Below are 13,653 nucleotides of genomic sequence, written 5' to 3'. Positions count from 1 at the left end.
TAGTTACTAAACAAACTGATATAATCACACCTATACTTAAAAACATTAAAAGACAGGGTTGGAAATGTCATTTCTAACCCCGTCCTTAAGTTAAAATCGTTTGATATAACTTATCTCAGTTATTTTAAATCTTGAAGATAACTGCGACCGAATTCTGGAAGCGGTACGCCAAAGTTATCTGCAATGGTTGCCCCAATTGAACTAAATGTTGTATCCGTATCGAGCGCTTGACCTTCTTTAAATTTCGGACTGTACATCAACACTGGAATGTATTCACGTGTGTGATCTGTGCCTTCTGCCGTTGGATCATTGCCGTGGTCAGCTGTAATGATGAGTAAATCATCTTCACGCATCGCAGCCATTAATTCCGGTAAACGATTGTCAAAGTCTTTCAAGGCTTGCGCGTAACCGGGTTTATCACGACGATGCCCATACAATGCATCAAAATCGACTAAGTTTAAGAAACTTAAACCTTTAAAGTCTTTTTGTACGATTTGCATCAGTTGGTCCATCCCGTCCATGTTACTTTTCGTACGTACGGCTTCTGTAACACCTTCGCCATCGAAAATATCATTAATTTTACCGATGGCAATGACATCGTAATCATGATCTTTAAGTGTGTTCATCACTGTTGGGCCAAAAGGTTTTAAGGCATAGTCATGACGATTACTTGTTCTTGTGAAGTGTCCCGGTTCACCAACATATGGACGTGCAATCACGCGACCGACTAAATATTTCGGGTCTTTTGTTAATTCACGTACTTTTTCACAAATGTCATAGAGTTCTTCAAGTGGAATAATCTCTTCATGTGCGGCAATTTGAAGCACAGGGTCTGCGGATGTGTATACAATCAGATCGCCTGTTTTCGTTTGATGTTCGCCCCACTCATCAATCACTTGTGTACCTGAAGCCGGTCGATTCACAACGACTTTACGTCCCGTGATTCGTTCGATTTCATCAATTAATTCTTGTGGAAAACCGTTTGGATACACTTTGAACGGCTGCATGATATTCAAGCCCATCATTTCCCAATGACCTGTCATCGTATCTTTACCGACTGAAGCTTCGCTTAATTTCGTATAATACGCTTTGGGATGTGCAACTGCCCCTAGGACAGGTAAGGCATCAATATTACCCAAACCTAATTGTTCGAGATACGGTAATTTTTGGTCAAATCCTTCTAACGTATGTTTCAGTGTGTGGGACCCTTCATCGTTAAAATCTTTCGCATCTGGGGCCTCTCCTATCCCAACAGAATCCATGACAATCAAATGTACACGTTGAAATGGTGCTGTCATATAAATCACTCCTCGTATAATAAGTTCGTATAATAAGTTTTAGTTTTCTAATTTAAATTTGATTTGGATATTCTTGGGTGTTCCTAGATAATGAACCTATAGACCGAAAGGACTCTAAAATAGGTATGGCTAACCACTCCTACATTGATTAATTTAATATTGTTATCGTTTAATAGTCTGCGTCGGATTCTAATCCTTGCATGATTTGAACACCTGCACTTGCGCCCACACGTGTGGCACCCGCTTCAACCATTGCGTTAAAATCTTCTAAGCTACGCACACCGCCGGAGGCTTTCACTTCTAATGCATCCCCGACAGTCTCTTTCATTAATTTCACATCTTCAGGTGTGGCACCACCACCCGCAAAGCCAGTGGATGTTTTCACAAAATGTGCACCTGCTGCTTGTGCTAATTCAGAGGCTTTCACTTTTTCTTCATCTGTCAGTAAAACCGTTTCAATAATGACTTTAACCGCATGGCCTTGAGCCGCTTTGACTACAGCTTCAATATCTTGTTGTACATCAGCGTAACGTCCATCTTTTAAAGCGCCAATGTTGATAACCATATCGATTTCATCTGCACCTTTACGTAAAGCATCTTCTGTTTCGAAAGCTTTCGTTTCTGTCGTTGATGCACCCAATGGAAAACCAATCACCGTACACACAAGCACGTCACTATCTGCAAGACGTTCGGCAGCGTATTGAACATGCGTCGGATTGACACAAACCGATTTAAAGTGATACGTTTTGGCCTCTTCAATGATTTGATCAATTTGTTGACGTGTTGATTCTGGTTTTAACAACGTATGATCGATATATTTTTCAAATTTCATATAACATGCTCCCTCATCGTATATATTTTTAATATCTTACTTAATTATACAATTTGGTCGCTCAAAATACGATTGTTTTATATCAGATAAAATTGCTAAGCATTTAGTATTGCACACCATTCTCGTGTACATTTCAGTTGTCTTTTTTTCACATTGCTTTATTTCCTAGTTCTCCCACCGTAAAAACCTATACAGAATATCTATTCTTTATTTTTCAGAATTTTTTGTTGAAATCTGAATATTCATATGCTAACATACTCATATTCTCTCAAAACACTTTAACTCGGTAGAGAACGAAATCGAGGCGATATGATGATGCATCCTTTAATTTTAGACAAAGAAAAAGAGCTTCAGTTTTTAAATATTGCTGAATCTCGTAACTTCGAGCTCATAGACACACCTTTTATCGAAACATTAGTTTGGGAAACACTCTCTTCTGATGATCTTAAACAAATGTCTGAAAGAAGTGTTTGGCAATCTGGTTCACAGCTTTATGCTTTGCGCAATGATTTTACAGATCAACTGGTGCGCTATTACCAAGACTATCCTTTACAACATCGCGCAGTTGCATATGCTGGTTCAATTGTCCGAAATCAGCACGTCTGTACACAACTAGGCCTAGAATATTATCAACCGAGTATTCAAGAGATTCACGAGACGTTTGAAACATTTAAGTTGTACATTGAACAATGCTTAGAAGATCAAATTCAATATGTCGTAATCGGTCATTACCAATTAACGGATTTATTATTAAGCGATGTGCAACACGACACACAACTATTGACATGGATTGCACAGCGCAATATTTCTGAATTGAAATCTGCTTTAGGGCTCAGTCATCCCATTGTTCAATTGTTGTTAACACCGACACATCAACAACTCAGTTTACTGAACAGCTTATTCCCAAGCGATCACTATATTTTGCGGAGTTTGAATCGTTGGCATACCTATTTCAAATCGTTAGGTATCACCCCTATCCATCTCGATATGACACCCCAACCTCCGCGGTCGTATTATAAAGGCGCCTTTATTCATGCACATCTGAAAAAAAGCAATCTGACTTTAACAGGCGGTTATTACAAAGATACTTTAGAAGGATTTGGTTTAGGACTCACATTATAACGAGAAGGAGTGACTATTGTGTTAACTATTGCATTGGCAAAAGGACGTTTACTGAAAAGTTTGATTGCCTACTTAGAACAACAGGGGCAGATTGAATTGGCTTCACAGCTTCAGTCGCAATCCCGTCAACTTCAAATCAAAACTGAAAATTTTCGTTTTCTTTTCGTTAAAGGAAATGACGTTCCTATATATGTAGAACAAGGGATTGCGGACATCGGTATTACAGGAAGTGATATTTTAAACGAGCAGAAATATGACGTTAATCAACTTATTGCCCTCCCTTTTGGACAATGTCATTTTTCTGTCGCTGCTTTTGAAACGACAGAAGCATATCACAAAATCGCAACTTCTTATCCGAAAACAGCCCGCGATTATTTTAAATCCACAGGTCGTGACATTGAGTTAATCGAACTTTCGGGCTCTATTGAGTTAGCTTGTGTCATTGGCATGGTTGATGGCATCGTTGATATCGTACAAACCGGTAGTACACTTCGCTCTAATGGCCTTGTCGAAAAGGAACAGATTTCCAGTATACAAGCGCAATTAATTACAAACCGTCAAAGTTTTTTCACTGCCGCATCAGAAATTGATGCATTTATTCAAATGTTAGGGGTGTCACTCATTGATGATTAACAGCACAACATTTTTACAGCAATTACAATCTGAAGCACAGTTTAACCAAAACCTTCACGAGCAGGTGGCCGCCATCTGTGAACGTGTCAAAAATGAAGGTGACCGTGCATTATTCGACTACAACAAGCAATTTGATCACGTACAAGTGCAATCACTAGAGATACCTCGTTCAGAGCTGGAACAAGCTTTGACAAATTTGGAGCCTGAATTAAAAGCAGCACTCCAACATAGTCATCAAAGAATCGAACATTATCAGCAACAAATTAAATATCAACAACAAAATACAACACAAGAACTCTACGAAGTCTATTATCCTATCGAAAGTGTAGGGATATATGTGCCGGGAGGTAAAGCAAGTTATCCATCTACTGTCTTAATGACCGCGACACTCGCGAAAGTGGCAAATGTTAAAAATATCATTGTTGTCACACCACCCCAAACCAATGGCATTGCCCAAAGTGTTCTTGCTGCTTGTGCAATTGCCGGTGTCGATCGCGTGTATCAAGTCGGTGGCGCCCAAAGTATCGCAGCATTAGCCTATGGCACAGAAACTATCCCTAAAGTAGATAAAATCGTTGGTCCAGGCAATCAATATGTGGCGTATGCGAAAAAATATTTGTACGGAGAAGTAGGCATCGATCAAATTGCAGGACCGAGTGAGATTGCACTTATTATAGATACCCATAGCGATATGGAGGCCATTGTCTATGATGTTTTCGCCCAAGATGAGCATGATGAAATGGCAAGAACTTATGTCCTTTCAAACGATAAATCCGTCCTTAAGGCGCTTGAACAGCGTATCCAATCTGAACTTAAAAATGCACAGCGCTCAGAAATATTAGCAGAAAGTTTAAAGCATCATCACTACTTAATTCACACTTTAGATTTTAATGATAATTGTAAAGTTATGAATGCCATTGCACCTGAACATGCTTCAGTTCAAACTGCGTATCCAGAACGATACATCCCTTTCATCCATTATGTAGGGAGCTTGTTTATAGGGCGCTATGCACCAGAAGCCATTGGAGACTATATCGCTGGGCCGAGTCACGTGCTGCCTACACAACGAACAGCACGCTTTCAACACGGACTGTCTGTGAACGATTTTTTAACTAAACATACGGTCATTCATCTGAATGCTTCAACGTACCAACACACCTATGCTGATGCCGCTCGAATAGCGGATGACGAACAATTAATCAATCATAAAAAATCACTAGAAATTCGAAATAGAGGTGACACACAATGATTCGCATGAATAAGAATGAAAGCCCGATAAAGCCGCTTAATGATGAAACATTAATGAATCTTATCAAAAATTGTGATTACCATTTATATCCAGATACTGATTATGACCGCTTTCGCCAAGCTTATGCGAATTATTATGGCCAGCAATTCAGCAGTCAACAACTATGCTGTGGAAATGGTTCTGACGAATTAATACAAAAATTGATGCTTATTATGCCAGAAGGTCCCTGTTTAACGCTCAATCCCGATTTTTTTATGTATCAAGATTATGCACGGCAGGTGAAGCGTCAAATTCGTTTTGTTGATGCCTCACCTGATTTAACATTTTCACTTGAAACGATACTTGGTCGCATCGATGAAGTACAACCTCGTTTTTTCATTCTCAGTAATCCACACAATCCAACGGGACACCGTTTTACTGAAAATGAGTTAATCACTATCGCAAAACAAATGAAAACGATAGAAGGCTATTTAATCATTGATGAAGCCTATGTTGACTTTTCAACACCATTACAAATCGAACTGGAAGATCATATCCTAATCATTCGTACACTTTCCAAAGCTTTTGCTATGGCGGGGTTACGACTCGGTGTCTTAATCAGTACAGAAAAAACCATTTCAACTATACGCCAAATTGAACACCCTTATCCTTTAAGTGCATTCACGCTATCTATCGGTATTTATCTATTTGAACATATGGAACAAACAAAAGTGTTCGTCCAATACCAACGACAATTGAGTCAGCGCTTAAAAGAAATCATGATGAAATATGCCAGTTCCCATATGCATATCTTTCCAAGTGATACTAATTTTGTTTTAACATCAGGCTCTCAAGCCTTATCACTCGGCCATTACGTTAAAGCACGTGGCTTTCTACCACGCTTTTATCATTCGAAAGATGAAAAAATGTTAGCTGAATGCGTACGTTATTCCATCATTGATTATCCACAGTTAAATCAATTTGAACAAGTCGTGAAAGAATGGAGTGAACAGCAATGACATATCAAATTCGCCGCGAAACGACAGAAACTAAAATTGACATTAAACTCAGTGTATCGAAAAAAGAGAGTCAAATTCATACTGGTGTCGGATTTTTAGACCATATGCTCACATTATGGAGCTTTCATAGTGGCTTAGCGTTACAAATTGACGTTGAAGGTGATACGTGGGTCGATGATCATCATACGACTGAAGATATCGGTATCGTTCTTGGACAACTGTTACGACAGTTGATTAAAGATAAAGTTCATTACACCCGTTATGGTACCCAATATATTCCAATGGACGAAACATTAGCACGTGCTGTTGTCGATATTAGCGGCCGCCCTTACCTCAACTTTCAAGCGGACTTCAGCAAGGAAAAAGTGGGCCAGTTTGATACAGAACTCGTCAAAGAATTTTTTAGAGCTTTAGTGTTTAATGCCTATTTAACGGTTCACATCGACTTACTTCATCAAGGAAATACGCACCACGAAATTGAAGCCATTTTCAAAGCATTTGCGCATGCTTTAAAACAAGCGCTACGCGATTCAGAAGACCGACGTATCCCTTCATCTAAAGGTGTGATTGAATGATGATTGCAATCGTAGACTATGGACTTGGCAACATTTTTAATGTGCAACGCGCAGTGAACCATCTTGGTTATCCGTCTATCGTAACGCGCGAACCAGAAAGGATAGAACATGCAGACGTCTTGATTCTGCCAGGCGTGGGCCATTTCAAAGACGCAATGCAAGCCATTCATCAATACGGTCTATACGATGTATTGAGACAACACCAGCAACCCATTATCGGTATTTGTTTAGGTATGCAACTTCTGTACTCTTATAGCGATGAAGGCCATGTGTCCGGACTTGATTTAATCAAAGGGAAAATTCACGAAATTCAGACCCCCTATACAGTGCCACATCTTGGTTGGAATCAGTTAAAAAGTGAAATCCCCGCGTTAAACAAAGATGTCTATTATGTCCATACTTATCAAGCGCCAATGTCACCTGCAGTCATCGCCTATAGTGACTATGGCACGTCTATTCCGGGCATCGTTCAACAAGATGATTGTATTGGTATTCAATTTCATCCAGAAAAAAGTGGCGATTACGGTTTACAGATTTTAGAACAAGCGTTAAAAGGAGGTTGGCAACATGATTAAACTTTGGCCTGCGATTGATTTAATAGGAGGTAAAAGTGTACGCCTCACAGAGGGAGACTATCAAACAACTGAAGTTATGATGCGCAGTGCTGAGAAAAGTATCGAATTTTACAGTCAGTTCGATAGCGTTGATCGTATTCACATCGTCGATTTAATAGGTGCCAAATCACAACGCTCTATCGAGATGGACGCGATTCAACAGTTAGTTCAAATGAGTCAAAAACCGATTGAAGTGGGCGGCGGTATTCGTAACAAAGAGACGATTCAAGCCTATTTATCATCCGGTGTGGATTACTGCATTGTCGGCACTCAAGCCATAATAGATCAAGCCTGGCTGACTGAAATGAGTCATTTATTTCCCGGGAAAATATTGGTATCTGTCGATGCAAAGCAAACTGCGATTCAAATTAATGGGTGGACGGAAGAAACTGTCCTCGATGTCTTTGATTATGTCTCCCAAATCCAACACCTTCCTTTAAATGGCATCATCTATACCGACATCACGAAGGACGGAAAAATGAGTGGTCCTAATTTTGATACAACAGCTCAACTCGCTAAGAATAGTACATTACCGATTATTGCTTCGGGAGGCATTCGACATCAAGCAGACTTACAGCAGTTAGATGTGCTCGGTGTTTCAGCAGCAATCGTCGGTAAAGCAGCGAATCAAGCCTCATTTTGGGAGGGATTAACTTGATTAAAAAAAGAATTATTCCTTGCTTAGATGTTAAAGACGGTCGTGTTGTCAAAGGGATACAGTTTAAAGGTCTCAGAGACATCGGTCATCCGGTAGACCTTGCGCTATATTATAATCAAGCTGGCGCGGACGAGCTTGTCTTTTTAGATATTTCAAAAACAGAACAGGGGCACGCACTCACACTCGATATCATCCAACAAACTGCCTCCCAGCTTTTTATCCCCTTAACGGTGGGTGGTGGCATTAAATCTTTGGACGAGATATCTCAACTTTTAAGACATGGTGCAGATAAAGTGTCCCTTAATTCAGCAGCACTCAAAAATCCTGATTTCATACAGCAAGCGAGTCAAAAGTTTGGAAAACAGTGTATATGTATCGCAATCGATAGTCTATACGATCAAAGTACGAATGATTATTATTGTTGTACCCATGGAGGTAAGCGACAAACGCCCGTTCACGTCTACGATTGGGTTCGGCAAGTAGAGGCATTAGGTGCTGGAGAGCTTCTCATCACAAGTATGGCACATGATGGAATGAAACAAGGCTTCGATATTACACATCTGAATCAAATTTCTAAATTAGTCAATATCCCCATTATCGCTTCAGGCGGTGGTGGTCACGCACAACACTTCACAGAATTATTCACACAAACTCCTGTCTCTGCTGGATTAGCGGCAAGCATTTTACACGATAAAGAAACAACCGTGGCAGCAATCAAGCGTGAACTGAATCAAGGAGGTGTCCCTGTAAGATGGACTTAAAACCCGATTTTTCAAAAGGCCTACTTCCGGTCATTTTGCAAGATAGCAAGACCCAACAAGTGCTCATGTTGGGCTATATGAACGAAGAAGCTTTTCATAGAACAGTGCAAGAACAAGTCACATGGTTTTACTCAAGATCAAAGCAGCGACTTTGGAAAAAAGGAGAATCATCCGGCAATATACAACAAGTCAAAGAGATGCATTTAGATTGCGATCAAGATACGTTATTGTTGCTTGTGGAACCGATGGGACCGACTTGTCATACTGGTGCACAAAGTTGTTTCAATACGACTCCCTCTTTTCAACTTCAACAACTTGAAAGTACCATTCGCCAACGGTTGAAAGCAGATGATTCCAACTCTTATACGCAATACCTTCTCAATGAAGGCATTGAAAAAATCAGTAAAAAGTTGGGCGAAGAAGCTTTCGAAGTCGTGATTGCTGCCATGAAACAAAACACTTCTGAAGTCATTTCTGAAAGTGCTGATTTACTTTATCATCTGTTTGTTTTACTCGAATCACAAAATATCACTTTCAATACAATAGAAGACGAGTTACAAAAAAGGCACCGTATTCAAAATAATTTTAAAGGTGAACGTCAAAAGATTGAAAAATGGTGAAGCCTTTGACATGATCCGTCATAAAAACAAGCATTATGATTTCAAACTTAAAAACAACCCTCTCCTTGTATCACATTAAACTCGGAAAGGGTTGTTTTAAATTAGACGTAAACTTCAATCATCTCGTATTTAAGTTTACTTTTAGCTTAATCGATAGCGCCTGCATTTTCATCATGTTTACCATGAATATAATAATCAACATGTTCAGGCTCAAGTGGTTGAATACCACGAATAATATCTGCTGCTTTTTCAGCAAGCATTAATACAGGTGCGTGAATATTACCATTTGTTGTTGTTGGCATCACTGACGCGTCTACTACACGTAAGTTTTCCATGCCGTGTACTTTCATTGTTAATGGATCTACGACTGCCATTGGGTCTGAAGCAGGACCCATTTTTGCACTACAAGATGGGTGTAATGCTGTTTCAGCGTCTCGACGCACCCAATCTAAAATTTCTTCATCTGTTTGAACAGAAGGTCCTGGTGAAATTTCTCCACCATTATAAGGGTCAAGTGCAGGTTGTTTTAAAATGTTACGTGCGACGCGGATAGCTTCAACCCATTCGCGTTTATCTTCCTCTGTAGATAAATAGTTAAATACAAATTTTGGTTTAACATATGGGTTCGTTGATGTGATTTTCAAGCTACCTCTTGAATTTGAATACATTGGTCCAACATGAACTTGGTAACCATGTGCTGTATCTGCTTTTTGTCCATCATAGCGTACTGCAAGTGGTAAGAAATGGAACATTAAGTTTGGATATTTCACATCATTATTTGAGCGAACGAATCCACCACCTTCAAAGTGGTTACTTGATGCTGCACCTGTACGACGTGTTAACCATTCCAAACCAATAAATGGCATTTTGAAAATATTTAAGCTAGGTTGTAATGAGACAGGCTCTTTACAAGTATGTTGAATATACACTTCTAAGTGGTCTTCAAAGTTTTCACCGACACCCGGTAAGTGAATACGAGGTTCGATACCTAATGAACGTAAATGTTCAGAATCACCGATACCTGACAATTGTAGCAATTGTGGTGTGTTAAATGCGCCACCAGATAAGATAACTTCTTTTGCGAGCACTTTGTGTAAACGACCATTTCGTTTATAAGTCACACCTGTAACGGTATTGCCATCAAAATGAAGTTTTTCAACAAATGCACGTGTTTTTACTGTTAGGTTTTGGCGTTTCATTGCTGGACGTAAATAAGCACGTGAAGCAGAAACACGGCGGCCATTATGGATTTGACTATCAAATGGTCCAAATCCTTCTTGACGGAAACCATTCACATCTTTCGTCTTTTTATAACCCGCTTCGACAGCTGCATCGAAAAATGCGTGGAATAACGGGTTATCAGCAGGACCACGACGTAATTTGATAGGTCCATTTAAACCACGTATTGGATCATCTGCTTCTGCACCAAAAGTCGTTTCTAAACGTTTGAAGTAAGGTAAACAGTGAGCATAATCCCAAGTATCCATGCCTTCAGGTTTACCCCATTTTTCATAGTCTAGTGGGTTACCACGTTGATAAATCATCCCATTGATTGAACTTGATCCACCTAACACTTTACCACGTGTATGGAAAACTTTACGTCCGCCCATATGCGGTTCGCCATCTGTTTCATATTTCCAATCGTAAAGGCGGTTACCTGATGGATACATTAAAGCAGCTGGCATTTGAATTAACAAATCCCAAGGGTAATCACTGCGTCCTGCTTCAAGTACTAAGACTTTTTTGTCTTTATCTTCACTGAGGCGAGCACCTAATACAGATCCAGCACTCCCACCACCGATAATGATATAATCATACATTTTGTCGTACGCTTTACTCATAACAAAAATCCTCCTCGTAGTTGTATACTGACGCGCTATTTCAAACTATGTACAGATGTGAAAGAAACGTTTAGCGCTTATCGTTGCTTTTACGTCAATCTTTCACACCTTTTTACTTTGAAAGAAGTCTGTCATATAAAATGACAAACGCTCATTCAATGGTTCAATTTATGATTCTGACTGGCCAAACCAGTGAACTGGCTCAGGGCTTGTATTCATTAAGATGTGTTTTGTTTCTAGATATTCTTCTAAACCGTGATGTCCAAGTTCGCGACCGATACCTGATTGTTTATAACCACCCCATGGTGCTTGTGCAAAATAAGGATGGAAATCATTGATCCAGACTGTACCCATTCTCATTTTTGATGCAACACGTTGTGCTTTTCCGATATCTTTCGTAAAGACACCGCCTGCAAGACCATAGATAGAGTCATTAGCTAATTTGATAGCTTCTTCTTCTGTGTCAAAACCTTCAATCGTTACAACAGGACCAAACACTTCTTCTTGAACGATACGCATAGACGTGTCACAGTTTGTGATGATTGTCGGCTCAAAGAAATAACCATTTTTTAAATCTTCTCTAGATGGTCGCTTACCACCGATAGCAATTTTTGCGCCTTCTTCTTGCGCAATAGTCATATATTTTTCAACTTTGTCACGATGTTGTTCAGAAATAAGTGGTCCCATTTCTGTATCTTCATCAAATCCATTACCTAATTTGATATTTTGAACACGCTCAATTAATGCTTTTTCAAATTTATCTTTAATAGAATGATGAACGATAATACGAGAACCCGCTGAACATACTTGACCTGCATGGAAAAAGCCACCATTTAATGCTTGATCAACAGCTAAATCAAAATCAGCATCTTCAAAAATAACATTTGGGTTTTTACCACCAAGTTCAAGCGCAATATTCGTAACATGCTCTGCGGCTTGTTTCATAATACGTTTACCTGTTTGGATACCGCCTGTAAATGACACTAAATCCACTTCAGGGTGCGTAGACATGACGTCACCAATCTCAGAGCCTGCGCCTAAAACTAAATTAATAACGCCTTTAGGAAAACCGACCTCTTCCATAAGCTCAAATACGCGAATGGTTGTTAAAGGTGTAATTTCACTTGGCTTCATGACAATAGAACAACCTGTTGCAAGTGCTGGCGCAATTTTCCATGAAGCTTGTAATAGCGGATAGTTCCAAGGTGTAATCTGAGTGACAACACCGATTGGCTCTTTAACGATTTTACTTTCTGTATTTGGGATAGGTGAATTAATTAATTCGCCCCCGTCTTTATCTGCTAAACCTGCAAAATACATAAATACATTGTGTATATCATCCATATCTGCAAGAGATTCTTCTAAAGTTTTACCTGTATCTAAAGTTTCTAAATGTGCCAATTCTTCACGGTGCGCTTTGATTTGGTCCGCAATTGCACGAACCTTCTTACCTTTGTTCTCAGCTGTTTCAAGTGCATACACACCTTCATCAAATGAACGTCTTGCTGCTAGAATTGCACGTTCTACATCTTCATTCGTACCTTCTGCTACTTCTATAATCACTTCTTGGTTATAAGGATTGAGAATTTGACGTGTCGCTTGATTGCTGCTTTCTACCCATTCCCCATCAATATATTGACGACGAGATAATTGGTTTACAAATTCCATGCATATACCTCCGTTAAGTTTGTTAAGTTTTTATTTAACGAATTTCACAAATTTAACTTTATCACAAGAAAAAGTGCCATGTCAATCGACATTGCTTGGATTTGCAGTGTGCCAAAAAAACCGTTAAATTATTAATGAACATTTGATTTATATTTAATTAAAGATTAAAATTTAGAGCGTTAACGCTATTAACGAGTTAATTTTTAGGGAGGTGAGATATCGTGGCACGACCAAAATCACACGAAGCACAACTCGAAGTCGCGAAAGATATTGTTATTAATTCAATCGCTGAAACAATGGATTTATATGGGATTAATCGTAGTGTCGGAAACCTCTACGGCATTATGTTATTCAAAGACAGCATGACATTGGATGAAATGCGTCAAGAATTACAAATGAGTAAGCCAAGCATGAGTGCGGGCGTTAAGAAATTGCAAGAATATGACATTGTTAAGCAACGCTTAACTCGAGGCAGTCGTAAACAACATTTTGAAGCTGAAAAAGACTTCTTTGAGTTTTTCTGTAACTTTTTCACTAGAAAATGGAACCGTGAAATTTCAATCAATATGGCTGCACTCAGAGAATCAGAAGCGATGATTGATAAGATTATTGCAGCTGAAGATGTGGATGAAGCAACGAGAGAAGAAGCGATAGAAATAAAAGCCCATTTAGAACATTCTCGTATTTATTACTATTGGTTAGAATCCATTAGTGATGCATTAAAATCGGGAGAAATATTTGAACACTTCCCTATTCCTGAAGCTAAAGACATAAAAAAATAAAT

14 protein-coding genes are annotated in these 13,653 nt (G+C 39.2%); 10 read left to right on the top strand and 4 right to left on the bottom strand.

Going from position 1 to position 13,653, the window contains the following annotated elements:
* Nucleotides 1–119 precede the first annotated feature (119 nt).
* Complete coding sequence (gene deoB, locus HMPREF1208_RS08925) at nt 120–1,298, bottom strand: phosphopentomutase (RefSeq protein WP_016426050.1); 1,179 nt, start codon at nt 1,296–1,298, stop codon at nt 120–122.
* Nucleotides 1,299–1,467: 169 nt separating this feature from the next.
* Entirely contained in the window at nt 1,468–2,130 is a 663-nt protein-coding gene (gene deoC / locus HMPREF1208_RS08920; RefSeq protein WP_016426049.1) for a deoxyribose-phosphate aldolase, read from the bottom strand.
* Nucleotides 2,131–2,442: 312 nt separating this feature from the next.
* Here deoC and HMPREF1208_RS08915 point away from each other — a divergent pair, with 312 nt between their 5' ends.
* The 9 genes from HMPREF1208_RS08915 to hisIE are packed head-to-tail and all read left to right on the top strand — an operon-like array spanning nt 2,443 to nt 9,360.
* The gene (locus HMPREF1208_RS08915) at nt 2,443–3,252 is read left to right on the top strand and encodes an ATP phosphoribosyltransferase regulatory subunit (protein ID WP_016426048.1); all 810 of its coding nucleotides are present in this window, start codon (nt 2,443–2,445) and stop codon (nt 3,250–3,252) included.
* An 18-nt stretch (nt 3,253–3,270) separates the two neighbouring features.
* Nucleotides 3,271–3,885: an ATP phosphoribosyltransferase gene (gene hisG, locus HMPREF1208_RS08910; RefSeq protein ID WP_016426047.1), complete on the top strand. Its 615-nt coding sequence runs from the start codon at nt 3,271–3,273 to the stop codon at nt 3,883–3,885.
* Nucleotides 3,875–5,134 carry a histidinol dehydrogenase gene (gene hisD / locus HMPREF1208_RS08905; RefSeq protein WP_037559434.1) on the top strand — a complete coding sequence of 420 codons (1,260 nt, stop codon included), beginning with the start codon at nt 3,875–3,877 and terminating at the stop codon, nt 5,132–5,134. The genes hisG and hisD overlap by 11 nt, the downstream gene beginning before the upstream one ends.
* Nucleotides 5,131–6,132, top strand: coding sequence for a pyridoxal phosphate-dependent aminotransferase (locus HMPREF1208_RS08900; protein ID WP_016426045.1), 1,002 nt, complete (start codon nt 5,131–5,133; stop codon nt 6,130–6,132). The genes hisD and HMPREF1208_RS08900 overlap by 4 nt, the downstream gene beginning before the upstream one ends.
* The gene (gene hisB, locus HMPREF1208_RS08895) at nt 6,129–6,707 is read left to right on the top strand and encodes an imidazoleglycerol-phosphate dehydratase HisB (RefSeq protein ID WP_016426044.1); all 579 of its coding nucleotides are present in this window, start codon (nt 6,129–6,131) and stop codon (nt 6,705–6,707) included. Before HMPREF1208_RS08900 ends, hisB begins: the two co-directional genes overlap by 4 nt.
* A complete protein-coding gene (hisH, locus tag HMPREF1208_RS08890) occupies nt 6,707–7,282 on the top strand; it encodes an imidazole glycerol phosphate synthase subunit HisH (RefSeq protein ID WP_037559564.1) in 576 nt (191 codons plus the stop codon). The genes hisB and hisH overlap by 1 nt, the downstream gene beginning before the upstream one ends.
* On the top strand, nt 7,275–7,979 hold the full coding sequence (gene hisA, locus HMPREF1208_RS08885) for a 1-(5-phosphoribosyl)-5-((5-phosphoribosylamino)methylideneamino)imidazole-4-carboxamide isomerase (protein ID WP_016426042.1): 705 nt from the start codon (nt 7,275–7,277) through the stop codon (nt 7,977–7,979). The genes hisH and hisA overlap by 8 nt, the downstream gene beginning before the upstream one ends.
* Nucleotides 7,976–8,740, top strand: coding sequence for an imidazole glycerol phosphate synthase subunit HisF (gene hisF / locus HMPREF1208_RS08880; protein ID WP_016426041.1), 765 nt, complete (start codon nt 7,976–7,978; stop codon nt 8,738–8,740). Before hisA ends, hisF begins: the two co-directional genes overlap by 4 nt.
* Nucleotides 8,731–9,360 (top strand): bifunctional phosphoribosyl-AMP cyclohydrolase/phosphoribosyl-ATP diphosphatase HisIE, encoded by a 630-nt coding sequence (gene hisIE / locus HMPREF1208_RS08875; RefSeq protein WP_016426040.1) that lies wholly within the window; start codon nt 8,731–8,733, stop codon nt 9,358–9,360. The genes hisF and hisIE overlap by 10 nt, the downstream gene beginning before the upstream one ends.
* A gap of 146 nt (nt 9,361–9,506) precedes the next feature.
* On the opposite strand, the gene betA is transcribed toward hisIE, so the two are convergent.
* Complete coding sequence (gene betA / locus HMPREF1208_RS08870; protein WP_016426039.1) at nt 9,507–11,201, bottom strand: choline dehydrogenase; 1,695 nt, start codon at nt 11,199–11,201, stop codon at nt 9,507–9,509.
* A gap of 168 nt (nt 11,202–11,369) precedes the next feature.
* A complete protein-coding gene (betB, locus tag HMPREF1208_RS08865; RefSeq protein ID WP_016426038.1) occupies nt 11,370–12,869 on the bottom strand; it encodes a betaine-aldehyde dehydrogenase in 1,500 nt (499 codons plus the stop codon).
* 221 nt (nt 12,870–13,090) lie between these two features.
* Here betB and cudC point away from each other — a divergent pair, with 221 nt between their 5' ends.
* A complete protein-coding gene (gene cudC, locus HMPREF1208_RS08860) occupies nt 13,091–13,651 on the top strand; it encodes a choline uptake/conversion transcriptional regulator CudC (protein WP_016426037.1) in 561 nt (186 codons plus the stop codon).
* The last annotated feature ends 2 nt before the right edge of the window (nt 13,652–13,653 follow it).

This window comes from Staphylococcus sp. HGB0015 (assembly GCF_000411275.1).
GTDB lineage: Bacteria > Bacillota > Bacilli > Staphylococcales > Staphylococcaceae > Staphylococcus > Staphylococcus schleiferi.
This window is presented reverse-complemented; position numbering and strand designations above follow the sequence as displayed.

Coding starts and splice junctions, on each gene's coding strand:
- HMPREF1208_RS08900 (WP_016426045.1), top strand. CDS start 5,131: ATGATTCGCATGAATAAGAATGAAAGCCCGATAAAGCCGCTTAATGAT.
- HMPREF1208_RS08915 (WP_016426048.1), top strand. CDS start 2,443: ATGATGCATCCTTTAATTTTAGACAAAGAAAAAGAGCTTCAGTTTTTA.
- hisB (WP_016426044.1), top strand. CDS start 6,129: ATGACATATCAAATTCGCCGCGAAACGACAGAAACTAAAATTGACATT.
- deoB (WP_016426050.1), bottom strand. CDS start 1,298: ATGACAGCACCATTTCAACGTGTACATTTGATTGTCATGGATTCTGTT.
- betA (WP_016426039.1), bottom strand. CDS start 11,201: ATGAGTAAAGCGTACGACAAAATGTATGATTATATCATTATCGGTGGT.
- hisA (WP_016426042.1), top strand. CDS start 7,275: ATGATTAAACTTTGGCCTGCGATTGATTTAATAGGAGGTAAAAGTGTA.
- hisIE (WP_016426040.1), top strand. CDS start 8,731: ATGGACTTAAAACCCGATTTTTCAAAAGGCCTACTTCCGGTCATTTTG.
- hisH (WP_037559564.1), top strand. CDS start 6,707: ATGATTGCAATCGTAGACTATGGACTTGGCAACATTTTTAATGTGCAA.
- deoC (WP_016426049.1), bottom strand. CDS start 2,130: ATGAAATTTGAAAAATATATCGATCATACGTTGTTAAAACCAGAATCA.
- betB (WP_016426038.1), bottom strand. CDS start 12,869: ATGGAATTTGTAAACCAATTATCTCGTCGTCAATATATTGATGGGGAA.